We start from the raw sequence: 23,377 nt of genomic DNA, 5'->3' as shown, positions 1-23,377 counted from the left end.
GCTCAGAACCTCGCCACGCCGTAAGAGCCCGGTTTCACCTTGCGCGCCCGCCCCTCAAGGCAGGTCTCAAGGCAGAACCCCAGCACCAGCCGGGTGTCACGCGGGTCGATCACCCCGTGATCGAGACACCGGCCCGAGGTGTGGAACGCCCCCGCCTGCCGGTCGAAATGGGCGGCAATCGCAGCGCTCTGCTTGGCCAGACGCGCCTCATCGACCTTTTCGCCCTTTCGTCTTGCCCCGGCACGGGCCACCATCTCCATCGTGCCCGCCGCCTGCTCGCCGCCCATGACGCCGGTGGTGGCATTGGGCCACGCAAACAGGAAATCCGGCTCATAGGCATAGCCCGACATGCCATAGTTCCCGGCCCCGAAACTCGCCCCGATGTAAAGCGTGATGCGCGGCACATCGACCGAGGTCACCGCCTGGATCATCTTGGCCCCGTGCTTGATCATCCCGGCCTGCTCATACTGCGTGCCAACCATGTAGCCGGTGGTATTGTTGAAGAAAATCAGTGGAGTATCCGCCTGCCCGCAAAGCTGAATGAACTGCGCCGCCTTGGTCGCACCCGCCGGATCGATCGGGCCGTTGTTGCCGATGATCCCCACCGCGATGCCGTTGATCGCCGCCTGCAGACACACTGTCGAAACCCCGTAGCGTGGCTTGAAATCCTCAAACTCCGAGCCATCCACGACCCGCGCCACCACCTCGCGCACGTCATAGGGAATGCGGTAATCGGTGGGGACCAGCCCGGCAATCTCGTCGATATCCAACCGCGGCTCGGCATAGCTGCGCTCACGCCGTGGCGGCAGGGATTTGTTCCAGTCGAGCCGCGCGATCACGTCGCGCGCCATCTCGACCCCATGCGCATCGTCCTCGGCCAGATACTCGACCAGACCGCTGACCGAGGCATGCATCTCGGACCCACCCAGATCACGGTCATCGGCCTTCTCGCCGGTCGCCGCATGCACCAGCGCCGCCCCGGCCAACGCCGCCATGCCGTTCTTCTTCACGCCCACCACGTAATCCGCCAGCCCCGGCATATAGGCCCCGCCCGCCGTCGAAGGCCCGTGCAGAATGGCCAGATTCGGCAGCCCCGCCGCCGACAGCCGCGCCAGATTGCGGAACAGCTTGCCGCCATTGGCCCACAGCTCGACCTTGTACTCCATCAGGTTCGCCCCGGCGCTTTCCACCAGATGCACGAAGGGCAGGTTCTGCCGCAGCGCCATCTCCTGCGCCGACAGGAACGCGGCCATGGTCATCTGGGTCATCGCGCCTGCCTTGATGCCGCTGTCATCCACCACGACGACACAACGCACGCCCGAGACGAAACCGATCCCGATGATCACGGACGCACCGGGCACCGAGGCCTCAGGGTCGTCGCTATCCACCATGTACCCGGCCAGACTGTGGAGTTGCAGAAACGGCATCCCCGGGTCCAGAAGCCGCGCCAGCCGGTCGCGCGGCGTGATCTGCCCCCGCGCCTCCATCCGCGCGCGGCGCTGCTCGGACAGGGCCACGGGCCGTGCCTCCAGCCCGCGCAACTCCTCGACCAGCGCCAGCATGTCGGCGCGGTTTCTGGCGTAGGTGTCGCTGTCTCGGACGACCTGGCTGACAAAGCCCATCGGCCCCTCCCTGTCAGGAATTCATGTGCAGCCCCGCCGGGATCTCGACCGGCAGGGACAGGAGTTTCTGGGCGAATGCCTTGCCCTGCGCGTCATTGCGCAGCGATGCGACACCGCCGCCGCCCAGCACCCGCGTCATCAGGATGTTCATCGCGGGCAGTCCGGGCAAGTAGAACCGCTCAACCTCGCCCTGCAATTCGTCGCTGAATACTCGCGCCACCGCCTCCGGCGTCAGCGCGGCCCAGATATGGGGCATGTTGGCGGGATGCCGGGCGATCACGCCGATGTTGGCACTGTCGCCCTTGTCGCCCGACCGCGCCCAGGCCAGCGCCTCAAGCGGGCGCGTCTCGGTTTCCGCCGCCGGGTCCGGCGTGGGCGGAACCTCCGCACGGCTCGGCTCATCGGCCATGGGCGGTGGGTCGGGCGGGTTGAACGCCACCGGTTCTCCATCCACGGTCACGCGGTACTCAATCGCCCCCGCATCGACCAGAAACGAGAACAACGCCACCACCGGCGAGGGCTTGGGTCGTCCACCGCCGGTAAAGAAATGCAGCCCCGGCGGCGTGGCCAGCGCGCCTCCTGTCAGTTCTTTCAGAAACACCCCCACCGCGCGCGCATCGTCATGGCGCACGGCGGCCTTGAAGGCGATCTCTTCATAACTCCCGTCCCTGGGCCGCCCGCCAAACGCCTCAAACGACACCTCACGATAATCCGGCGCCCCCATCGCCGCCAGCACGTCCCGCGCCCGGTCCAGCCCGGCCTGCGCAAAGGCCCGCGCCTTGGCCCGCGCGTCGCGGCCGTTCATCTGAAACACCATCCCGGCACGATATCCATCGGTCCAGGTCACCGAGACCTTCAACCGCCCCGTCGGCGCCCGCCCGCGCGCGCCGGTCACGCGCACCCGGTCTGGGCCGTTCTGCGCCATCTCAACCCTGGATAAATCGCAGATCACATCCGGCAGGTGATAGGCCTGCGGATCGCCGATCTCATAGAGCATCTGCTCCCCCACTGACGCGGGCGAAACCACCCCGCTCGTCCCCTCAGGCTTGGTCAGCACCATCGTCCCATCGCCCGAGACCTCGGCAATCGGATAGCCGATCCGCGCCGGATCGCCTGCCTGTTCCCAATCGGTGAAATTACCCCCCGTCGACTGCGGCCCGCATTCCAGCAGATGCCCGGCCAGAGACCCCGCCGCCAGCAGATCGAAATCGCCCGCACCCCAGCCAAAGCGATGCATACAGGCCGCCAAGGTCAGCGCGCTGTCCACGCAGCGCCCGGTGATCACAATATCCGCCCCGGCCTGCAACGCCGCCACGATGGGCGCCGCCCCGATATAGGCGTTGATCGAGGCAACCTTCTCCACCGGCGGCAGCGGCGCGCCCGAGAACATCTCGACCTCGCCCGCAAACTCCGCCGCGCGGGGCATCAGGTCGTCGCCCTCGACTACGGCCACCTTCAGATCCAGCCCGGCCTCGGCGATCTTCGCCCGCAGAGCCTCGGCACAGGCCAGCGGGTTCACCCCGCCCGCGTTGGACAGCACCTTGACCCCGCCCCCGGCAATCGCGGCCAGGTTCCGCCCCATCGCCTCGGTCACGAAATCAGGCGCATAACCGAGGCTCGCATCCTTCATCCGCGCCCGGGCCATGATCGACATGGTGATCTCGGCCAGGTAGTCGTAGACCAGCACGTCCACCCCCGCGCCCAAAAGCTGCGCGGTGGCATGGGTCGCCTCGCCCCAGAACCCACAGGCCCCTCCGATCCGCAGTGCAGAAGTCACGCGACGTCCTTCCCTCTCCAGCCTGACGGCACTTTACAGACCGCCCGTTCTGTTTTTAGGTTGCCCGCAACAGGGGCGGCCGGTCAACGGGGTTCCGCCCGAAACGACGCCACGGAACGGATGACGACAGACAGGCCCAGACCGCAGGACCAGCGCCGCAAGACGATGCAGGCCCGGATCATCCGCGCCGCAATCGCCTGCCTCGATACGTTGGGCTATGCCGAAACCAGCTTTGCCCGCATTCAGACCAAGGCTGGCGTGTCCCGCGGCGCGATCACCCATCACTTCCCCACCAAACAGGCGCTTGTTGCCGCTACCGCGATGGAACTGCTGGCCAACGCGCTGGAGCCGGTGGAACAAGGCGCGCCCGTCCCGGTCCGCGACCTGATCCTGACCGCCTGGGACCGGGTGGTGAATTCCTCCGGCGGCCGCGCCATGGTCGAAATCCTCGTGGCCTGCCGCACCGATACCGAGCTTCACCACCTGCTCGCCGACCACTTGCACGACTGGGACAGGCAGAGCCGCGCCTCGATCGCCGCCAGCTACAAAGGCCACGACGCCGGCGACGCGGAACTTTTATGGAGCATCACCCGCAGCTTCCTGCGCGGCCTGATCCTGCACGAGAAGTTCGTGGACGATCCCGCCGACATGACCCGCATGGTCGACCGCTTCGCCCGCCTGATGGAAACCCAACTGACCCCGCGCACCACCGAGGAGACGACATGACCTGCCCCTCCCCCTTCATGACGCCCGAGCGCAAGGCCTTCCGCGCCAATCTCAAACGCTTCTTCGACGCCGAGGTGAAGCCGCATATCGAAGAATGGGAAGCCAATCGCGCCGTCCCGTGGGAGCTGCACGCGCAACTGGCCGAATTCGGCGTCTTCGGCTTCGGGATCCCCGAGGAATACGGAGGCCTTGGCTTTGACGATGCCTTCATGCGCGCCGATTATGCCGAGCTGGCCTTTGGCTGCGGCGCCTCCGGCGTGGCGGCAGCGGTCGGGGGCCGGATGATCTCGCTCGGTCCCATCGCCCGCTTCGCGCCCGAAGAATTCAGGCGCACGGTGCTGCCCGAGATCGTGGGCGGCCGGATGAACTCGGCACTGGCGATCACCGAACCGGGCGGCGGCTCGGACGTGGCGAACCTGACCACAAGGGCCGAGCGCACCGCACACGGCTGGGTGCTGCACGGCGCCAAGGCCTATATCACCGGCGGCATGGATGCACAGTGGTTCGTGGTTGGCGCCCGCACCGGCGGGCCGGGGATCGCGGGCATCTCGCTGTTTTTGATCGAGGCCGACACGCCCGGCTTCACCCGGACGCCCTTGGGCGGCAAGATGGGCTGGCATTGCTCGGAACAGGCGATGCTGCATTTCGACGCCTGCCACGTGCCAGACACCGCCCTGATCGGCCCCGAAAACAAGGGCTTTCTCGCCATCATGAACAACTTCAACTACGAGCGTCTGGCGATGATCGCAGGCAGCCTCGGCATGATGCGGCTGAGCTACGACGCCGCGCTCGACTGGGCGCGCGAGCGCAAGACCTTCGGTCAGCGGCTGATCGAACATCAGGTGATTGCTCATAAATTCGCCGAGATGTCGGCCCGCATCGACATGACCGAGGCCTATCTGGAGCGTATCTGCTGGGCGATCAATCAGGGCCTCATGCCCGCCGCCGAGATCGCCAAAGCCAAGGCGCAGGCCACCAAGGCGCTAGAATTCGTGGCGTCCGAAGCGATGCAGGTCTTTGGCGGCGCAGGCTATCTGACCGGCAACCCGGTCGAACGTGTCTGGCGCGAGGTCAAGGTCATGGCCATCGGCGGTGGCTCCGAGGAAATCATGCGCGATCTGGCGGTCCGGCAAATGGGGCTTGCCGGGCAATGACCGCAGCACATTCAAGTCATCGCATCGAGAGCCACAAACCGCTCGCCGACAGGAACACACGTATCTTGAGCAGTTGACGACGAAAACCCGGGTGCCGGGGCACACCTGCGTCAAGCAAAGTCTGCGCAAGCTCTCCTTGCTTTCTGCGTCACGACCTTCAAAGCGTAGTGACCGGTCTGTCCATCGACGCGAATGGCATGCGCCGAAGGCATGCCACTTGCAAACTTCTCCGCCCATCGCTCAACCCGCCAAAGCCGCGTCCAGCAGCACCTGCGCCGCCGCCTTTGCATCCTGCGCGGGCGTGCCGCTGCCTAACAGAACCGAGGTCACAATCGCCCCCTCCTTCAGCAGCAGCATCTGAGAGCCCAGCTGCTCCGGGTCCTTCGCACCAGCCTGTCGCGCGAGCCCAGTGAGGTACTCCAGCAGCATCCGCTTATGCTCAGCCGCCTGCACGTGAATCGGATGATCCGCGTCCTGAAACTCCGCCCCGGCCTTGATGAACATGCAACCGCGGTACTTGCCTTCCTCGAACCACTCCGCCAATGCATCGAACCCGGCGATCAACCGTCCTGCGGGCGTCTCCGCCAGTTCCTCGACCCGTCGGCAGAACCAGTTGCGAAACCGCTCGTCCCGCAGTCGCAGCGCCGCCAGGATCAGCTCCTCCTTGGTGCGGAAATGCTTGTACATCGAGGTCTTGGACACACCCGTCTCGACCACCAGCCTGTCCATCCCGGTGGCATGAAACCCGTCCCGGTAAAACACATCCAGCGCTTTACTGACCAGCTCGTCCCGCTTGTTCGGGCGCATGATTCGGCTCCTTCATGTACAGATCAGTACATATAGATCAAACCCTCTCCTTTCAATGTGATCCTCGCAACCCGTTGATTATGAGGAGTTCGACCACATTAGGAAAAACAGAAACCAAAGAATCTCTCCAAGGGACTTGAAATACTTTACCGATCAGTACACTTTACAGATTACGAGTTTACAGATCGGTACACCCAAGGATCACCCCATGCCCGCGTCATCCCTCGCCCGCCACCTGCCCGTCCTTTTGACTCTGGCCATCCTGGCCGCGTCTCTCGCCTGAGCAGCCCCCATGACACGCCCCCCACTACCCCCGTTTACCCGCGAGACCGCCATTCAAAAGGTCCGCATGGCCGAAAATGCCTGGAACAGCCGCGACCCCAACGTCGTCACCCCGGCCTATACCGAGGACAGCCAGTGGCGGAACCGGGCCGAATTCCTGACCGGCCACGACCAGATTCATGCCTTCTTGACCCGCAAATGGCACAAGGAACTGGACTACCGCCTGATCAAGGAACTCTGGGCCTTTTCCGGCAATCGCATCGCCGTGCGCTATGCCTATGAATGGCATGATGACAGCGGCCAGTGGTTCCGCTCATATGGAAACGAAAACTGGGAATTCGCTCTGGATGGCCGCATGGCCCGCCGCCATGCCTCCCTGAACGACCTGCCAATCACCGAGGCCGACCGCCTGTTCCGCTGGTCACAAGGCCCCCGCCCCGACGACCACCCCGGCCTCACCGATGTGGGCCTCTGACCGGAGAACACGATATGCCCCGCGCTTTTGCCGAACTGACCTTCACGCCCGCCGTCCGCGCCCATCAGGCTCGAATGGGATCGGACCGGACCTATGCCAAGTTCATCGACGGCGGACCGCAGCAGGGCCACCTGATCGGTGATGCCGAAAAGGCCTTTATCGAGGCGCGGGACGGGTTCTATCAGGCCACCGTCTCCGAGACCGGCTGGCCCTATGTGCAGTATCGCGGCGGCCCTGCCGGGTTTCTCAAGGTGCTCGGGCCGCAGACCATCGGTTATGCCGATTTCTCGGGCAACAAACAGTATATCTCGCGCGGCAATCTGGATGGCAACGACCGGATCGCCCTGATCCTGATGGATTACGCCAACCAACGGCGGCTGAAGATCCTTGGCCGGATGGCCTTTACCGAAGGCGAGTCCGCCGCCACCAGCCTCTACCCCGAAGGCGCCGAAGCCCCCGCCGAACGCGCTGCAATCATCCATGTCGATGCGCTGGACTGGAACTGCCCCCGCCACATCACGCCCCGCTTCACCGAGGCGGAGCTGAAACCGCATCTGACCGCGCTTGGGGCGCAACTGGCGCAATTGCAGCAGGAAAACGAACGGCTGAAGGCAGAAATCGCCCAACGCCCCTCACCCTGACCCTCTCCCCCGAGGGGAGAGGGGACGTGAACCGGAAAGTTCAGCGCGACCAAAGCCCTCTCCCCTCGGGGGAGAGGGTTGGGTGAGGGGGATGGCCCCAATTTCATTGGGCTCTGCCCACTCGCGGGAGCAACTCTCCAGTGGACCGTTTCCAAGACCGTGGCCGCCCCGGGGCTCCGCCCGTTCGGCGCTGAAATCGGTCCACTGGACCGATTTCCGGGCGCGCCTCACCCCATCCACCGCCGCACCGGCGCGTTGCTTTCCTCCAACGCCTGACAGACCACATCGACCAGCGTCGGCCCGTCATGCGCCACCGCCTCGGCCAACACCTTCTCCAGATCGTCCGGATTCTCAACCCGCCAGCTCTTGACGCCATAAGCCGCCGCCACCGCCGCCTGATCGGTATGGCTGAAATCCACGTTGTAATACCGCGCATCCTTGTCGGCGAACTGGCTGGCCTTGATCCAGCCGAAGTTGGAGTTTGAGAACACCACATACGTAATCGGCGCCCCCGCTCTGCACACGGTCTCCAACTCGCCACAAGTGAACCCGAACGACCCATCCCCCATCAGCGCCACGGTCTTGGACGTCGGCCGCCCAAACCACGCCCCCAGTGCCGCCGACAGGGAATACCCCAGCGCCCCATGCGCCCGGTTGGTGATGAAATGGCGGCCCGGCTTCGGCAGCTGATAATAGGCCGAGAAATACGGGCAGCTGGTACCGGGATCGGAGACCACCGTGGCATCCTCGGGCAGCACCTTCATCAGCGCCGAGATCACCCGCTCGGGCCGGATCGGCGCCTGCGACGACTGCGCCAGTTTCTCGAACACCTCGAACTTGCGCGCCTTCTTCTCGGCAATCACCGCCGCACCGCCAAAGGTCCCGGCCCCCTGATCGCGCGCATCCAGCACCGCGTTCACCTCGGCCAGCGCCAGCCGCAGATCGCCGACCACGGCCACCTCGGTCGGGTAATTGGCATTCATCACCATCGGATCATTGTCGAAATGCACCACTCGCGTGCCCGGCTTCGGCGCCTCCCACCGTGCCGTGGTGGTCGAGCCTGCCCGACACCCCATGAACACCACCAGATCGGCGGCCTCCATCATCTCCCAGGTCTCGTCGGTGCCCCCATTCGAACCCACGACGCCCAGACAGTTCGGATGCGCCTCGGCCAACGAACCCTGCCCCGAAATCGAGGTCGCCACCGGAATGTCCAGCCGCTTGGCCAGCCGGTCCAACTCCTCCCAGGCTTGCGCGATCACCACTCCGCCGCCACAGACAATGAGCGGGTTTCTCGCTGACAGAATCGCCTCAACCGCCGCTTGCGCCGCACCCGGTGCGGGGGCCTGCGGGTAAGCCGGATAAGACGCCGTGGCGCTGTCAGCCCAGATATCCGACGCTTCGACCGCATCATACTGCACGTCATAAGGCAGCCCGATATGCGCCGCCCCGGACCGCCCCGTGGTCATCGCCCGGAACGCCGCCCGCACCATGCGCGGGATGTGATCGGCGCGCTTGATCACCGTGTTCCACTTGGTCAGCGGCGCCATCAGCGCCTCCTGGTTCACTTCGGTCAGCGGATACTTCCCGTAGGACGCCACCGAGATATCCGTGGTGATGCCAAGCACGGCATACGAGCTTTCGGACGCCTCGATCAGCCCTGGCAGGATATAGGTTGCGCCGCCGCCCGACGGCCCCTCGGCCACACCCACACGTCCGGTCACGCGGGAATAGCCGTCAGCCATATAGGTCGCGCAGCGCTCATCCCGGGTCAGCACATGAGTGATGCCATGATCCAGCCGCAGCATCGCGTCATAGAACGGCAGCGTGGTGTCGCCGCACAGGCCAAAGATATGCTGCACGCCCTGCGCTTCGAGCATCCGCACCATCGCCTCGGCGCCATTCATCTGATTGCTCATCGAGTCACTCCACGGGATTGCGTTCAAAATTGTATACAGTTCTGCATGATGACTTGCGCACATGTCAATCCCGTTCTAATCTCGCCCCGAAGAAGGAGCGGATATGGCGAAATCGGAAAGTAACGTGGACCGGCTCTACGATGCGCTCAGGCGCATGGCGTCGGATTTCGCCTTCAAGCCCGACGCGCGCATCAATGAAAGCGCGCTGGCCACCGAACTCAACGCCTCGCGCACCCCGATTCGCGAGGCACTCAACCGTCTGGTGGCCGAGGGCTTCCTGACCTTCCAGTCGGGGCGCGGCTTCTTCTGCCGTTCGCTCTCGCCGGAGCTGGTCATGGACCTCTACGAGGCCCGCGTCGCGGTCGAGGTCGAGGCGGTGCGCCTGGCTTGCACGCGCGGCCCGGACCCCGCCATCGCGGCGCTCACGCAGGAACTCGATGAGATCGCCCCCGACTACACGCCCGACGCCGACCCCGAGCAGCTGCTGGCGATGGACGAACGCTTCCACGGCCAGCTCTGCCAGCTCTCCGGCAATGCCGAACTGTGCCGGATGCTCACCAATCTCAACGACCGCATCCGCTATCTGCGCCTGATCGACCTGCGCCGCCTGCGCGAGACCGCGCCCGACGGGCAATCCATGGTCTCGGCCCACCGCCGCATTCTGAACGCCGTCGCAGCCCGCGACGCCGACGAGGCCGCCACCCAAATGCGCTTCCATATCGAACGCCGCCGCGAAGGCGCCACGCAGGCCGTTCGCGACGCCTATGCCCAACTCTATGTCCCCGATCTCTGAGGCCAACATGTCCGTACAATCAGGTGGAAAAACCGTCTTTGGCGCCGCGATCGGCATCCTGATGCTGGAAACCCGCTTTCCCCGTATCCATGGCGACATGGGCAACGCCGCGACCTGGCCCTTTCCGGTGCATTACCGCGTGGTGCGCGGCGCCTCGCCCGACAAGGTGGTGCGCGGCAACCCCAAAGAGCTACTGGACACCTTTATCGAGGCGGGCCGCGATCTGGTGGCCACCGGCGCCGACGGCATCACCACCAATTGCGGTTTTCTGGCACTGGTGCAGGACGAGTTGCGCGCGGCCTTGGGCGTGCCGGTCGCAACCTCCTCGCTGATGCAGGTGCCGATGGTGCAGGCGCTACTGCCTCCGGGCAAAAAGACGATCATCCTGACCATCTCCAAAGCCACCCTGACCGAGGCTCATCTGAGTGCCGCAGGCGTCCCGCTGGACACGCCCATCTACGGCACCGATCAGGGCCGCGCCTTTACCCGCGACATCCTCGGCGACGCACCCGAAATCGACTTCGCCGCCTGCCGTCACGACATGCTGGATGCCGCCGACACCATCGTGGCAAATGAACCCGACGCGGGCGCCATCGTTCTGGAATGCACCAACATGGTCCCCTACGCCGCCGACATCCGCAAACGCACCGGTCTGCCGGTCTATTCCATCTATTCCATGATCGAGTGGTTCCAGGCCGGGCTGATGCCGCGCAAATTCGCGCTGGACCTGGACGATCCACGACCCTGACATTCAGGACAAAACCGGCGCATAGTAGCTTGAACTTGGGATAGTTCGGGACACCCCGGAATGCGCGCATTTGAGATCCTGTGGATTGTGCTGTTCAGATTTCACTGGATCGCCCGGATATGGGCCATCCTGCTCATCCTCGTGAACCTCGCGGCACTCCTGTTCCTCGACACGTATTACGCAAAAGCCTGCCTGCTGGCCGCAGCCGCCGGCATTGCGGTGATGATTGCCATCTACCTCAAACAGGGGTTTGTACGCCTGCTCGGGATCGGACATGTTTTCTGGATACCGATGCTGGCGTGGTTTGCCTGGGACCTGCCGGATGCAAGCGAGAACCATGCTCTGTTCGTGTGGGTGGTTCTCCTGATCGCGTTCAATTCCATTTCACTGGTGATCGACGTGCTGGACGTGACCCGCTATCTGCGGGGAGAGCGTGCACCGTTCTACAGATGGTGAATTCCAGCGCGGTTTCAGAGCTGTGACAAGCAATCCGTGTTCCGCCGGTCATACGGCTTACGCCGACGACTGCGCCAGCATCGCCTCGACCCCGGCAACGCAAAAGTCGATCAACTGCTCCAGCCGCACCTCATCGGCCCCCGGGCTCAGCGCCTCGATCCGCCAGCCGGTGTTGAGAAAGGCCAGCATCGCCGACACCGAATAGACCTGCCCGGTCGCAATCAGTTGCGGATCGACCTCGGGATAGAGCGCCGCAATCTCTTCGATGAACCGCCGCGCGGTCGGATCGAAACACTCCGCCGCAATCCACCGCCAGCGCGGATCGGCCGAGACATGCGCCACCAGCCGTCCATAGGCCAGCCAGCCCGGGCCACCGGTTTGCGCCAGCGTGACGTAAGGCCGGATGAAACAATCAATCACCCCGTGCAGCGTGACTGCGCCTCGTGCCTTCAGGGCCTCCAGCCCCTCGATCCTGATCCGCGACAGCTCATCGGCGCGGCGGGCGACGGTCCGGTGAAACAGCTCTTCCTTGCCGCCTCCATGGTGATGCACCAGCCCCACCTGAACACCCGCACGCGCCGCAATGTCCCGGATCGACGCGCCTTCGAAGCCGCGCTCGGCAAACAGGATCTCGGCCGCATCCAATATCCGCGCCCGGGTCTGCAACGACCGCTGCGAAGGTGCCCTCTTGCGTTGTTTTTCCATCCAGACCCTCTTCGCGCCAAAACCATCTTGCCTTATATTGAACGATCGTTCAAGTTAACGGCGCGAATGGGAGGAGACATGACGGAAACGCGCGAGGCATTTGCCCTGATCGGGGCTGGCCCGATGGGGCTGGCGACCGCCAAGGTTCTCAAGGAACAGGGCATTCCGTTTCAGGGATTCGAGCTGCATTCGGATGTGGGCGGGCTTTGGGATATCGACGGACCCAAGTCGACCATGTACGAGACGGCACACCTGATCTCGTCCAAGTCGATGACCGAGTTCACCGATTTCCCGATGGCGGACTCGGTGGCCGAATACCCCTCGCATCGCGACCTCAAGGGCTATTTCCACGATTTCGCCGACCATTTCGGGCTACGCGAACATTACCGCTTCAATGCCGAGGTCACCCAGGCCACCCCGCTCGGCGCCCCCAGCGATGGCTGGCGCCTCACATGGCGCGATGCGCAGGGCGAACAAAGCGCCGAATACGCTGGCCTCCTGATCGCAAACGGCACCCTCTCGGAACCCAACATGCCCGAATTCGCGGGCCACTTCGACGGAGAGCTGATCCACGCCTCGGGCTACCGCTACCCCAGCCAGTTCGACGGCAAGCGGGTGCTGATCGTCGGCGCGGGCAACTCGGGCTGCGACATCGCCGTGGACGCCATCCACCATGCCAAACACTGCGACCTGTCGATGCGGCGCGGCTATTACTTCGTCCCCAAATACCTCTTCGGCAAACCCGCCGACACCATGGGTGGGGCGATCAAACTGCCCATGTGGCTGAAACGCCCGATCGACGCCCTGCTCCTCAGCTGGTTCGTCGGCGATCCGCAGAAATACGGCTTTCCCAAGCCCGACTACCGCCTCTACGAAAGCCACCCGGTGGTCAATTCGTTGGTGCTCTACCACGCGGGCCATGGCGATCTGCGCATCAAGGCGGATATCGAGCGGCTGGACGGCCACACCGTGCATTTCCGCGATGGCAGCCATGAGGACTACGACATGATCCTCGCCGCCACCGGGTACAAGCTGCATTACCCCTTCATCGACTCCGATCTGCTGAACTGGCAGGGCGACGCGCCGCATCTCTACCTCAATGCCATGCACCCCGACCGCGACAACCTGTTCGTGCTGGGCATGATCGAGGCCACCGGACTGGGCTGGCAGGGGCGGCACGAGCAGGCCGAGATGGTGGCGCGCTATATCCGCGGTCTGCGCGACGGCAGCCCGGCCGCACAAGAGTTGAAATCCCTTAAATCCGGCACGTTCGAGCGTGCCACCGGCGGCATGAACTACCTCAACCTCGCGCGCATGGCCTATTACGTGGACAAAGCCACCTATCGCCGCGCCGTCACCGGCTGGATCGACAAGTTCCGAAAGGCCGCGTCATGATCGGCATCGACGAGGTGACGCTGAATTTCAGCGCCGGGTCGCTGACGCTGCTGAATGCCATTCTCGCCGTGGTCATGTTCTCGATTGCCATCGACCTGACGCCCAGCGACTTCCGCCGCCTTCGCGAGGCACCCAAGCCGTTGATCGTCGGCCTGTCCTCACAATTACTGATCCTGCCGCTGCTGACCTTCGCGCTGGTCTGGACGGCGGCACCACGCCCCTCCATCGCATTGGGTCTGATCCTTGTGGCGGCCTGCCCCGGCGGCAATATCTCGAACTTTATCACCCATCGGGCGGGCGGAAACGCGGCGCTTTCGGTCTCGATGACCGCGATGGCCACGGTGGCCGCGATCCTGATGACACCGTTCAACATCGCGCTCTGGGGCGGCCTTTACCCCCCGACCCGCGAAATCCTGCGCGAAACGGCCATCGACCCGGTGCAGATCGCCATCACCGTCGGCCTGATGCTGGTACTGCCTCTGATCCTCGGGATTCAACTCAACCTTCGCAAACCACAGATCACGGCACGGATACGCGCGCCGCTGCAATGGCTTTCGATGGCCATCTTCGTTGCCTTCATCATTCTCGCTCTGGCGGCCAACTGGGGGTTTTTCCTCGGCTTTGCCGGGGCCGTCGCCGGGCTTGTGATCGTGCACAACGCCCTGGCCTTGGGGGGCGGTTGGGTTGTGGCCACTCTGACCCGGCTGTCCCCCTATAACCGCCGGGCCATCACCATCGAAACCGGCATCCAGAATTCGGGCCTGGGCCTGGTCCTGATCTTCGCCTTCTTCAACGGTCTGGGCGGCATGGCCGTGGTTGCCGCCTTCTGGGGGATCTGGCACGCGATTTCGGGGATCGGTCTGGCGGCGGTGATGTCCCGGACCGAGGCGGCGCGATGACCCGCATCCTGATCACCGGCGCCGCCGGCATGGTGGGCCGCGCACTGCTCGACGAGCTTGCGGATCACGCGGTGTGCGCCACTGACCTATTCCAGCCGGACCCACTGCCTTCAAACGCGGTCTTCCACCGGATGGACGTCACATCCGACGACCCGCACCGGGTGATCGCCGAGATAAAGCCGGACGCGATCGTCCATCTGGCCTCGATCGTCACCCCCGGCATGGGCCGCGAGGCCGCCCATCGCGTCGATGTCGAGGGCACCCGCAAGGTGCTCAACGCGGCGCTGGCCCAGGGCGTGCGCCGCCTCGTGGTCACCTCCTCGGGCGCGGCCTATGGCTATCACCCCGACAACCCGGTGCCCCTGCGCGAAACCGACCCTCTGCGCGGCAACCCGGAGTTTCCCTATTCCGATCACAAGCGGCAGGTCGAGGACCTGCTGGCCGAGGCCCGCCAGACCGCACCGCAACTGGAACAGGTCATCCTGCGCGTCGGCACGGTTCTGGGCGACGGGACCGAGAACCAGATCACCGCGCTCTTCCACAAACCGCGCCTGCTGGCCGTGACCGGCAGCGACAGCCCCTTCGTCTTCATCTGGACCCGCGATCTGGCCCGCATCCTGAAACGCGCCGCCACCGACGGCCCGCCGGGCACCTACAACGTGGCAGGAGACGGCGCGATGGGGGTCAATGATCTGGCCCGCGCCTTGGGCAAACCGGTGCTGCGCGTGCCCGCCTGGACGCTCAAGGCGGCACTGACCGTGGCCCGCCCGCTGGGCCTCACGCGCTATGGCCCCGAACAGGTGCGGTTCCTGCAATACCGCCCCGTGCTCGCCAATGACGCGCTGAAATCCGAATTCGGCTACACCCCGGAAAAGACCAGCGCACAAGCATTCGACCACTGGAAACAGCAGGCAGGCCTGTGAAAACCGCCATCATATCAGGCGGCGCCGGCGGCCTCGGTCACGCCCTCTCCACCGCCCTGCAGGCGCGCGGCTGGCGGGTAGTGCTGCTGGATCTCGACGTCTCGGACCTGCCGGAAACGCCAACCCAACTCCCGCTCGCCTGCGATCTGACCGACCCCGACCAACTGGCCCGCTCCACCGCCGACATCCTGCGCCGCTGCGACAGCATCGACCTCGTCATCTACAACGCCGGGATCACCCAGATCGGCGGTTTCGACAGCACCGACGACGCCAGCCATCGCAAAGTGTTCGAGGTCAACTATTTTGCCGCGATCGCCATGGCCCGCGCCTTCCTGCACGCGGTGCGGCAGGCCAAAGGTACCCATCTGGCGATCTCGTCGGTGGCTGGGTTCACGCCGCTCTACCACCGTACCGCCTATGCCGCCTCGAAACACGCGCTCGAAGGGTTCTTCAAATCGCTCCGGTCCGAGGAAAAATCCCATGGCGTGCGCACCCTGATCGCCGCCCCCTCCTTCGTCGCCACCAATCCCGGCAACGCGCAGCGCCAGCCCGACGGCACCGCCCGCCCCGGCTCGGCCACCGACGGGATGGACTACATGACCCCCGAGGCGGCGGCCCAAACCATCCTGCGCGGCGTCGACACATCCCGCCCGATGATCCCCGTGGGCCGCGTCGCCCGCGCCGCATGGCTGCTGAACCGCCTGTCCCCAACGCTCTACCAGCGCCTGATGGAACGGCAGATCGACGGCCGCTGAACGCCCCACACTTCATCTTTTCCCAAATACTCTCGCCGAAGGCATGCCCCGGCCCGCCACGAAACGAAAGATCGGGTCAATTCTGACCACTCACCCCCTTGACCTTCCCGTGACTGGAACCCCTATCTGAAGGGCAACCAGGCTTACTGAACGAGTCGCATGTCCGCATCGCACACCACACATCTCCGCATCACCGGCATGGGCTGCGCCTCCTGCGTGGACCGAGTCGAGGCCGCGCTGAGCGCCGTTCCCGGTGTCGCAGAGGCGCAAGTGAACTTCGCCACCGAAACCGCACAGGTACAGCACGACGGCCCAGTCATCGACCTCACCTCGGCACTGGAAACCGCAGGCTACCCAGCCGCGCAGGACCATACAGTGCTGAAGATCGAAGGGCTCAACTGCGCCTCCTGCGTGGGCCGGGTGCAGCGCGCCCTGCAAGCCGCGCCGGGCGTGGTCGAGGCCAATGTGAACCTCGCCAGCGAAAGCGCCCATGTCACCTACCTGACCGGCGCTACCGACCCTACCACGCTGGCCGCGGCCTCGACCGAGGCAGGCTATGCCGCCCATCCCGAAACACCGGACCACCAACCCAGCGCCAATGACAAGGCGGACGAAATCCAGGTCCTGACCCGCACGACCCTGATCGCGGCAGCGCTTGCCCTGCCGGTCTTCGTTCTGGAAATGGGCGGCCACCTGATCCCCGCCTTCCACCACTGGGTGCACGCCACAATCGGCACCACAGCCAGCCAACTGCTGCAATTCGCGCTCACAACCGCACTGCTTCTGGGCCCCGGACGCATTTTCTATGCCAAGGGCTTCCCCTCGCTGTTCCGCGGCACCCCTGACATGAACGCGCTGGTCGCCCTCGGCACCTCAGCGGCTTATGTCTTTTCCCTCATCGCCACCTTCGCGCCCGCCCTGCTGCCCGCAGGCACCGCCAATGTCTATTACGAGGCCGCCGCCGTCATCGTCGTCCTGATCCTCGTCGGCCGATTGCTCGAAGCGCGCGCCAAGGGACGCACCGGCTCGGCCATCCGCAAGCTGATCGGCCTGCAACCCCGTACCGCGCGGGTCGAGCGCGACGGCGCCACCACCGAACAGCCCATCGAGACCATCGTCACCGGAGAAATCCTGCACATCCGCCCCGGCGAGAAGATCCCGGTGGATGGCGACGTGCTGGACGGGCAGTCCTATGTCGATGAAAGCATGATCACGGGCGAACCAGTCCCGGTCGACAAATCCATGGGCGCCGAACTGGTCGGCGGCACCGTCAATGGCACCGGCGCCCTGCGGATGCAGGCCACGCGGGTGGGCGCCGATACGGTCCTGTCGCAGGTGATCCGCATGGTCGAGCAGGCGCAAGGCGCCAAGCTGCCGATCCAAGGACTGGTCGACCGCGTCACCGCCCGCTTCGTGCCCGCCGTAATCGGCGTGGCCGTCCTGACCGTTGCCGCATGGCTGCTCTTCGGCCCCACCCCGGCACTGCCGATGGCGCTGGTGGCCGGGGTCTCGGTCCTGATCATCGCCTGCCCTTGCGCCATGGGGCTGGCCACGCCTACCTCGATCATGGTGGGCACGGGCCGCGCCGCCGAACTGGGCGTGCTCTTCCGCAAGGGCGACGCGCTGCAACAACTGCAATCCGCCCGCGTCGTGGCGCTCGACAAGACCGGCACGCTGACGATGGGCCGCCCCGAGTTGAGCGACCTGATCCCTGCCCCGGGCTTTGACCGCGACACCGTGCTGCGCCTCGCCGCCGCCGCCGAGGCGCGCTCGGAACACCCCATCGCTGCCGCCATCACCCGGGCCGGGCCTGCCGACCTGCCCGAGGTCACCAGCTTCGAGACCCTGACCGGCCTCGGCCTGCGCGCCACGGTCGAGGGACGCGAGGTCCTGATCGGCGCCGACCGGCTGATGGCACAGCAGGGCATCGACCTCGGCGACCTGCACACACAGGGTCTGGAACTGGCGGCCCAGGGCTGCACCCCGCTCTATGTCGCGATAGACGGGCACGCCGCCGCGGCGCTGGCGGTCACCGACCCGATCAAACCTGGCACCAGCGCAGCCATCGACCGGTTCCACCAGATGGGCCTGACCGTCGCCATGATCACCGGCGACAACACCCGCACCGCCCAATCGCTCGCCAACCGGCTGGGCATCGACCACGTCACCGCCGAGGTGCTGCCGCAAGGCAAGGTCGCCGCCGTCGAGGCGCTGCGGGCCAAGCACGGCACGCTCGCCTTTGTCGGTGACGGCATCAACGACGCTCCGGCGCTGGCGGCGGCGGATATCGGCATCGCAATCGGCACCGGCACCGACGTGGCGATCGAAACCGCCGACGTGGTGCTCATGTCCGGCGATCTGCGCGGCGTGGCCAACGCCTTCGAGGTCAGCCGCCGCACCATCCGCAACATCCACCAGAATCTGGGCTGGGCCTTCGGCTATAACATCCTGCTGATCCCGGTCGCCGCCGGTCTGCTCTACCTCTTGGGTGGGCCCCTGCTGTCGCCGATGCTCGCCGCCGGCGCCATGGCCCTGTCCAGCGTCTTTGTCCTGACCAACGCCCTGCGCCTGCGCCGGGTGCGCGCGGCCCTGCCCGAACAGACCGCCGCGCCCGCGCTGGCCCCTGCCGAATAGAGGCCGATCATGAATATCGGAGATGTCGCCACCCACACCGGCCTGCCCGCCAAAACCATCCGCTATTACGAGGAAATCGGCCTGATCACTCCACAGCGCGAGTTGAACGGTTATCGCCGCTTCCGCGAGCAGGATCTGCACAAGCTGAACTTCCTCGGCCGCGCCCGCGCGCTGGGCTTCACCATCGAGGATTGCCGCACCCTGCTGGCACTTTATGAGGATGAAACCCGCGCCAGCGCCGACGTGAAACGGATCGCGCGCGGCCATCTGGCGCAGATCGAGGCCAAGATCGCCGACCTCAACGCCATGCGCGACACGCTCAGCCACCTGATCGACGCCTGCGCCGGGGACGACCGCCCCGATTGCCCGATCCTGCAGGGTCTGGGCGGCGAAGACTGACAGCAGGGTTGCCCTCGGGCGCCAGCTTTGCTTTGTCTCTGCTGAACGAACCGGCCCGGGGGAGGGGCCGGGCAGCCGAGAGGATCATCAAATGGCAAAAGTCGCATTCCTTGGCCTGGGCGTCATGGGCTATCCCATGGCCGGGCATTTGCAGGCCGCAGGCCAAGACCTCACCGTCTACAACCGCACGGCTGCCAAGGCCGAGGCCTGGGTGACCGAGCATGGCGGCGCGATGGCGGCAACGCCCCAGGAGGCCGCGCGCGGCGCCGCGCTCGTCATGGCCTGTGTCGGTAACGACGATGATCTGCGCATGGTCTGCACCGGCGAGGGCGGCGCGTTCCACGGCATGGATGCAGGCGCGATCTTTGTGGATCACACCACGGTGTCGGCCAAGGTGACCACCGAGCTTTACGAGGCGGGCAAGGCCCACGGCATCTCCTTTGTCGATGCCCCCATCTCGGGCGGACAGGCGGGGGCAGAGAATGGCGTACTCTCGATCATGTGCGGCGGCGATCAGGCCGCGTATGACACTGCAGAACCCGTGATGCAGGTCTATTCCAAGATCTGCCGCCGCATCGGCGACAGCGGCGCGGGGCAAATGACCAAGATGTGCAACCAGATCGCCATCGCCGGTCTGGTACAGGGCCTCAGCGAGGCGCTGCATTTCGCCGAAAAGGCGGGCCTCGACGGCCGCGCGGTGGTCGAGGTGATCAGTCAGGGCGCCGCAGGCAGCTGGCAGATGGTGAACCGGCACGAGACCATGCTGGACGACCATTTCGACTATGGCTTTGCGGTGGACTGGATGCGCAAGGATCTGGGCATCTGCCTGGACGCCGCCAACGAAACCGGCGCCTCGCTGCCGGTAACCGCGCTGGTGGATCAGTTCTACAAGGACGTGCAAAAACTGGGCGGCGGGCGTTGGGACACGTCCTCGCTCTTCAAACGCCTGCGCGCCTTGGACTGACGGCGCGGATGGGGGCTCTGCCCCCGTCGCCCCGGGGGGCGACTCCCCCGGGATATTTTCGAACAGAAGAAGGGGGCGGGCCGTTCACATCTTCTTCTGTTCAAAAATATCCCCGCCGGAGGCTTCGCGTGGCACACGCGAAATCGGGCGCGGCGGCATCGAACTGAACCCTGCTGCAGGACAGGAGAGACATCGTGACCATCACCCACTGGACCGACGCGCTGCGGCAGCACTGGGGCATCGCCGCCGACCTGACCCGGCTGGACGGCGAATATGACCTGAACTTTCTGGCCGAAGCCGCCAACGGACAGGGCTATGTTCTGAAGGTCATGCGGCCCGGATGCGAGGCCGGGCTGGTGGACATGCAGATCAGGGCGCTGGCGCATATCGCCGCCGAGGCGCCCGGCCTGCCCTTTCCCAAGGTTTATCCGGCGCTCGACGGAAAGGCTCTGCCTGAGATCGCAGATGAAGATGGTCAGCCGCGCCTTGTCTGGCTGCTCGGACGTCTCCCGGGCCGATGCTACGCAAAAGCCTCTCCCAAACCCCAGGAACTGATCCTGAAACTTGGTCGCGTGCTGGGGGCCACGGGACGGGCGCTGGAAGGGTTCCAGCATGAGGGGCTGAACCGCGATTTCAAATGGGACCTGACACAGGCAGGTTGGATCAATGACCAACTCGACGCTATTGCCGATCCAGCAAGGCGCGCCCTGCTGGAAGACATCGCCGACAGCTTCAACGCCATCAAGGACCAGCTGGACAGGCTGCCGAAACAGGCGATCCACAATGACGCAAACGACTACAACATCCTGGTCGAGGGTGAACTGTCCGAACCCCGCTCCATCTCGGGCCTGATCGACCTGGGCGACATGTGCGCCGCACCCCGCATCTGCGATCTGGCCATTGCCGGGGCCTATGTGGTGCTGGACCACTCCAAGCCGGAACAGGCGCTGGCCGCGCTGGTGCGTGGCTATCACGCCGCCAACCGCCTGCGCGCGGAAGAGGTGGACCTGATCTGGCCGCTGCTCCGGATGCGGCTGGCGGTTTCCGTGGTCAACTCGACACTCATGGCAGCCGAAAACCCGGATGACCCCTATGTCACCATCTCGCAGGCCCCGGCCTGGCGCTTTCTGGAAAACGATACCGTCAATGGCGGCCTGATGCCCGCCCGGCTGCGCGCCGCCTGCCACCTGCCGGTGACCGACGGGGCCGAGCGCATCCACGCCTATCTGAACAACCACCGGGGTGAGTTCGCGCCCCTCTTCGGCACCGATCTGAGCGACGCCCCCATGGGCTCGCTGTCGGTGGAAAACTCCACCTGGCCCAAGGACCCCTTCCACATGCCGTTGGACGAGGCCGCGCGTGTGGGCGAGGAATTCGGCAAGGGCCTCTGGCTCGGCTATTACAGCGAACCGCGCCTGATCTATGCCGAGCCGGGGTTCCGCAAAGGCCCGTGGAAGGCCAGCGACCGTCGCACCGTACATCTGGCCGTCGATGTCTTTGCCCCGGCAGGCTCCACGCTCTACGCCCCGCTCAGCGGGCGGGTTGAGGCGGTCGAGAACCGCGATGCGCATCTCGACTATGGCGGGGTGGTGATCCTGCACCACGAAACGCCCGAAGGCGATGCGTTCTACACCCTCTACGGCCATCTCGACCCGGAATGCTGCACCCGCCTGAAACCCGGCGACCCGGTGGCACAGGGCGCGGCCTTTGCCCGGCTCGGCGACGCCACGCAGAACGGCGGTTGGGCACCGCATGTGCATTTCCAGCTGGCGCTGACCACCACGGGCATGGAGGCCGACTGGCCCGGCGTCGGCGACCCCGACGAGATGGACCTTTGGCACGCGGTCTGCCCGAACCCAGCGGCCCTGCTGAACCTGCCTGATGACAAGGTGTTCTACCACCCGACCGACAAGATGCATGTTCTGGCCGGGCGGCAGGCCCATTTCGGTGCCAATCTGAGCCTGACCTATGACGACCCGGTGATGCTGGTGCGCGGCTGGCGGCATCACCTGTTCGACGAATGGGGCCGGCCTTATCTGGACGCTTACAACAACGTCCCGCATGTGGGCCACGCCCATCCGCGTATTCAGGCGGTGGCGGCGGACCAGCTCACGCGGATGAACTCGAACACCCGCTATCTACACCCCGCCCAGACCGCCTTTGCCGAGAAAATCCTGTCGAAACTCCCCGACCACCTACAGGTCTGTTTCTTCGTCAATTCCGGCACCGAGGCCAATGAGCTTGCCCTGCGCCTTGCCCGCGCCCACACAGGGGCCAAGGGCATGGTGACCCCCGATCACGGCTATCACGGCAACACCACCGGGGCGATCGACATCTCGGCCTACAAGTTCAACGCGCCCGGCGGCGTGGGGCAATCCGACTGGGTCGAGCTGGTCGAGGTGGCGGACGATTATCGCGGAACGTTCAGACGGGACGATCCCAACCGCGCCCAAAAATTCGCCGATCTGGTGGACGGTGCCATCACCCGGCTGCAAGACAAAGGCCACGGGGTTGCCGGCTTCATCGCCGAAACCTTCCCCTCGGTCGGCGGCCAGATCATCCCGCCCAAAGGCTACCTGCCCGCCGTCTACGAGAAAATCCGCGCCGCAGGCGGCGTCTGCATCGCCGACGAGGTGCAGACCGGGCTGGGGCGGCTGGGCGCGCACTATTTCGGCTTCGAACACCAGGACGCGCTGCCCGATATCGTGGTTCTGGGCAAACCCATCGGCAACGGCCACCCGCTGGGCGTGCTGGTCACCACCCGGGCCATCGCCGACAGCTTTGCGCGGGGACCCGAGTTCTTCTCCACCTTCGGCGGCTCGACCCTGTCCTGCCGAATCGGCAAGGAGGTGCTGGACATCGTCGACGACGAGGGCTTGCAGGACAACGCCCGCCAGATAGGCAATCGCCTGATCGAGGGGCTGCGGCGGATCGACGCCGATTTCGCCTGCGTCGGGGATGTGCGTGGCATGGGCCTGTTTGTCGGGGTCGAACTGATCAACCCGGACGGGTCCGAAGGCACCGAGATCTGCAGATACATCAAAAACCGGATACGTGATCACCGCATCCTGATCGGCAGCGAGGGACCCAAGGACAACATCCTCAAGATCCGCCCGCCCCTGACCATCGAGGCCGAGGATGTGGACATGATCCTCTGGGCCTTGCGTGACGCGCTCTCCGAAGTGGGCGACTACGCCCCCGCCCCCGTTTGCGACCACGATCACCATCACCACGGCTGCGGCTGCTGCTGACGAAAAGGCCCCGGCCCTTGCGGACCGGGGCGGGTCAACCGGACGTCATCGA

The 23,377-nt window shown here is 65.3% G+C and carries 20 protein-coding genes; 15 read left to right on the top strand and 5 right to left on the bottom strand.

Annotation, left to right across the window (positions count from 1 at the left end):
* Positions 1–2: 2 nt before the first annotated feature.
* On the bottom strand, positions 3–1,622 hold the full coding sequence (locus tag AB3N21_RS00450; RefSeq protein ID WP_367933356.1) for an acyl-CoA carboxylase subunit beta: 1,620 nt from the start codon (positions 1,620–1,622) through the stop codon (positions 3–5).
* Positions 1,623–1,635: 13 nt separating this feature from the next.
* Complete coding sequence (locus AB3N21_RS00445) at positions 1,636–3,399, bottom strand: acyclic terpene utilization AtuA family protein (protein ID WP_367933355.1); 1,764 nt, start codon at positions 3,397–3,399, stop codon at positions 1,636–1,638.
* Between the two features lie 120 nt (positions 3,400–3,519).
* On the opposite strand from AB3N21_RS00445, the gene AB3N21_RS00440 reads away from it, so the two are divergent.
* Both AB3N21_RS00440 and AB3N21_RS00435 read left to right on the top strand, forming a co-directional pair.
* Positions 3,520–4,125 carry a TetR/AcrR family transcriptional regulator gene (locus AB3N21_RS00440; RefSeq protein ID WP_367933354.1) on the top strand — a complete coding sequence of 202 codons (606 nt, stop codon included), beginning with the start codon at positions 3,520–3,522 and terminating at the stop codon, positions 4,123–4,125.
* A complete protein-coding gene (locus AB3N21_RS00435; RefSeq protein WP_367933353.1) occupies positions 4,122–5,279 on the top strand; it encodes an acyl-CoA dehydrogenase family protein in 1,158 nt (385 codons plus the stop codon). The genes AB3N21_RS00440 and AB3N21_RS00435 overlap by 4 nt, the downstream gene beginning before the upstream one ends.
* A 240-nt stretch (positions 5,280–5,519) precedes the next feature.
* Here AB3N21_RS00435 and AB3N21_RS00430 read toward each other — a convergent pair whose 3' ends face one another.
* On the bottom strand, positions 5,520–6,086 hold the full coding sequence (locus AB3N21_RS00430) for a TetR family transcriptional regulator (protein ID WP_367933352.1): 567 nt from the start codon (positions 6,084–6,086) through the stop codon (positions 5,520–5,522).
* 292 nt (positions 6,087–6,378) lie between these two features.
* Between AB3N21_RS00430 and AB3N21_RS00425 the strand changes: the two genes are divergently transcribed.
* Positions 6,379–6,843 carry a DUF1348 family protein gene (locus AB3N21_RS00425; RefSeq protein ID WP_367933351.1) on the top strand — a complete coding sequence of 155 codons (465 nt, stop codon included), beginning with the start codon at positions 6,379–6,381 and terminating at the stop codon, positions 6,841–6,843.
* Between the two features lie 14 nt (positions 6,844–6,857).
* Entirely contained in the window at positions 6,858–7,484 is a 627-nt protein-coding gene (locus AB3N21_RS00420) for a pyridoxamine 5'-phosphate oxidase family protein (RefSeq protein WP_367933350.1), read from the top strand.
* Between the two features lie 227 nt (positions 7,485–7,711).
* Here the strand turns inward: AB3N21_RS00420 and AB3N21_RS00415 are convergent, their stop codons facing one another.
* Positions 7,712–9,403, bottom strand: coding sequence for a thiamine pyrophosphate-binding protein (locus tag AB3N21_RS00415; protein ID WP_367933349.1), 1,692 nt, complete (start codon positions 9,401–9,403; stop codon positions 7,712–7,714).
* A gap of 103 nt (positions 9,404–9,506) precedes the next feature.
* Between AB3N21_RS00415 and AB3N21_RS00410 the strand changes: the two genes are divergently transcribed.
* From AB3N21_RS00410 to AB3N21_RS00400, 3 genes are read left to right on the top strand one after another with little or no spacing between them, the layout of a single operon-like run.
* Positions 9,507–10,196, top strand: a complete 690-nt coding sequence (locus AB3N21_RS00410; RefSeq protein ID WP_367933348.1) for a GntR family transcriptional regulator — start codon at positions 9,507–9,509, stop codon at positions 10,194–10,196.
* Positions 10,197–10,203: 7 nt separating this feature from the next.
* Positions 10,204–10,944 carry an aspartate/glutamate racemase family protein gene (locus AB3N21_RS00405; RefSeq protein ID WP_367933347.1) on the top strand — a complete coding sequence of 247 codons (741 nt, stop codon included), beginning with the start codon at positions 10,204–10,206 and terminating at the stop codon, positions 10,942–10,944.
* Positions 10,945–11,004: 60 nt separating this feature from the next.
* Positions 11,005–11,400: a hypothetical protein gene (locus AB3N21_RS00400; protein WP_367933346.1), complete on the top strand. Its 396-nt coding sequence runs from the start codon at positions 11,005–11,007 to the stop codon at positions 11,398–11,400.
* A 57-nt stretch (positions 11,401–11,457) separates the two neighbouring features.
* Here the strand turns inward: AB3N21_RS00400 and AB3N21_RS00395 are convergent, their stop codons facing one another.
* Positions 11,458–12,105: a TetR/AcrR family transcriptional regulator gene (locus tag AB3N21_RS00395; protein WP_367933345.1), complete on the bottom strand. Its 648-nt coding sequence runs from the start codon at positions 12,103–12,105 to the stop codon at positions 11,458–11,460.
* Positions 12,106–12,183: 78 nt separating this feature from the next.
* On the opposite strand from AB3N21_RS00395, the gene AB3N21_RS00390 reads away from it, so the two are divergent.
* The 8 genes from AB3N21_RS00390 (at position 12,184) to AB3N21_RS00355 (ending at position 23,325) form a co-directional block, all read left to right on the top strand.
* Positions 12,184–13,500, top strand: coding sequence for a flavin-containing monooxygenase (locus tag AB3N21_RS00390; RefSeq protein WP_367933344.1), 1,317 nt, complete (start codon positions 12,184–12,186; stop codon positions 13,498–13,500).
* Positions 13,497–14,399, top strand: coding sequence for a bile acid:sodium symporter family protein (locus AB3N21_RS00385; protein ID WP_367933343.1), 903 nt, complete (start codon positions 13,497–13,499; stop codon positions 14,397–14,399). The genes AB3N21_RS00390 and AB3N21_RS00385 overlap by 4 nt, the downstream gene beginning before the upstream one ends.
* Entirely contained in the window at positions 14,396–15,322 is a 927-nt protein-coding gene (locus AB3N21_RS00380; RefSeq protein WP_367933342.1) for an SDR family oxidoreductase, read from the top strand. Before AB3N21_RS00385 ends, AB3N21_RS00380 begins: the two co-directional genes overlap by 4 nt.
* Complete coding sequence (locus AB3N21_RS00375) at positions 15,319–16,077, top strand: SDR family NAD(P)-dependent oxidoreductase (protein ID WP_367933341.1); 759 nt, start codon at positions 15,319–15,321, stop codon at positions 16,075–16,077. The genes AB3N21_RS00380 and AB3N21_RS00375 overlap by 4 nt, the downstream gene beginning before the upstream one ends.
* A gap of 159 nt (positions 16,078–16,236) precedes the next feature.
* Positions 16,237–18,711: a heavy metal translocating P-type ATPase gene (locus AB3N21_RS00370; protein ID WP_367933340.1), complete on the top strand. Its 2,475-nt coding sequence runs from the start codon at positions 16,237–16,239 to the stop codon at positions 18,709–18,711.
* Between the two features lie 9 nt (positions 18,712–18,720).
* Positions 18,721–19,110, top strand: a complete 390-nt coding sequence (gene cueR / locus AB3N21_RS00365) for a Cu(I)-responsive transcriptional regulator (protein WP_171177086.1) — start codon at positions 18,721–18,723, stop codon at positions 19,108–19,110.
* A gap of 91 nt (positions 19,111–19,201) precedes the next feature.
* Positions 19,202–20,074 (top strand): NAD(P)-dependent oxidoreductase, encoded by an 873-nt coding sequence (locus AB3N21_RS00360; protein ID WP_367933339.1) that lies wholly within the window; start codon positions 19,202–19,204, stop codon positions 20,072–20,074.
* Between the two features lie 194 nt (positions 20,075–20,268).
* Positions 20,269–23,325 carry an aminotransferase class III-fold pyridoxal phosphate-dependent enzyme gene (locus AB3N21_RS00355; protein WP_367933338.1) on the top strand — a complete coding sequence of 1,019 codons (3,057 nt, stop codon included), beginning with the start codon at positions 20,269–20,271 and terminating at the stop codon, positions 23,323–23,325.
* Positions 23,326–23,377 lie beyond the last annotated feature (52 nt).

This window comes from Ruegeria sp., assembly GCF_040830605.1.
Classification (GTDB): Bacteria; Pseudomonadota; Alphaproteobacteria; order Rhodobacterales; family Rhodobacteraceae; genus Ruegeria.
This window is presented reverse-complemented; position numbering and strand designations above follow the sequence as displayed.

Bases quoted from the DNA above. Each gene is read 5' to 3' on its own strand.
- AB3N21_RS00450 (WP_367933356.1), bottom strand. From the start codon at position 1,622: ATGGGCTTTGTCAGCCAGGTCGTCCGAGACAGCGACACCTACGCCAGA.
- AB3N21_RS00440 (WP_367933354.1), top strand. From the start codon at position 3,520: ATGACGACAGACAGGCCCAGACCGCAGGACCAGCGCCGCAAGACGATG.
- AB3N21_RS00435 (WP_367933353.1), top strand. From the start codon at position 4,122: ATGACCTGCCCCTCCCCCTTCATGACGCCCGAGCGCAAGGCCTTCCGC.
- AB3N21_RS00430 (WP_367933352.1), bottom strand. From the start codon at position 6,086: ATGCGCCCGAACAAGCGGGACGAGCTGGTCAGTAAAGCGCTGGATGTG.
- AB3N21_RS00425 (WP_367933351.1), top strand. From the start codon at position 6,379: ATGACACGCCCCCCACTACCCCCGTTTACCCGCGAGACCGCCATTCAA.
- AB3N21_RS00420 (WP_367933350.1), top strand. From the start codon at position 6,858: ATGCCCCGCGCTTTTGCCGAACTGACCTTCACGCCCGCCGTCCGCGCC.
- AB3N21_RS00415 (WP_367933349.1), bottom strand. From the start codon at position 9,403: ATGAGCAATCAGATGAATGGCGCCGAGGCGATGGTGCGGATGCTCGAA.
- AB3N21_RS00410 (WP_367933348.1), top strand. From the start codon at position 9,507: ATGGCGAAATCGGAAAGTAACGTGGACCGGCTCTACGATGCGCTCAGG.
- AB3N21_RS00405 (WP_367933347.1), top strand. From the start codon at position 10,204: ATGTCCGTACAATCAGGTGGAAAAACCGTCTTTGGCGCCGCGATCGGC.
- AB3N21_RS00400 (WP_367933346.1), top strand. From the start codon at position 11,005: ATGCGCGCATTTGAGATCCTGTGGATTGTGCTGTTCAGATTTCACTGG.
- AB3N21_RS00395 (WP_367933345.1), bottom strand. From the start codon at position 12,105: ATGGAAAAACAACGCAAGAGGGCACCTTCGCAGCGGTCGTTGCAGACC.
- AB3N21_RS00390 (WP_367933344.1), top strand. From the start codon at position 12,184: ATGACGGAAACGCGCGAGGCATTTGCCCTGATCGGGGCTGGCCCGATG.
- AB3N21_RS00385 (WP_367933343.1), top strand. From the start codon at position 13,497: ATGATCGGCATCGACGAGGTGACGCTGAATTTCAGCGCCGGGTCGCTG.
- AB3N21_RS00380 (WP_367933342.1), top strand. From the start codon at position 14,396: ATGACCCGCATCCTGATCACCGGCGCCGCCGGCATGGTGGGCCGCGCA.
- AB3N21_RS00370 (WP_367933340.1), top strand. From the start codon at position 16,237: ATGTCCGCATCGCACACCACACATCTCCGCATCACCGGCATGGGCTGC.
- cueR (WP_171177086.1), top strand. From the start codon at position 18,721: ATGAATATCGGAGATGTCGCCACCCACACCGGCCTGCCCGCCAAAACC.
- AB3N21_RS00360 (WP_367933339.1), top strand. From the start codon at position 19,202: ATGGCAAAAGTCGCATTCCTTGGCCTGGGCGTCATGGGCTATCCCATG.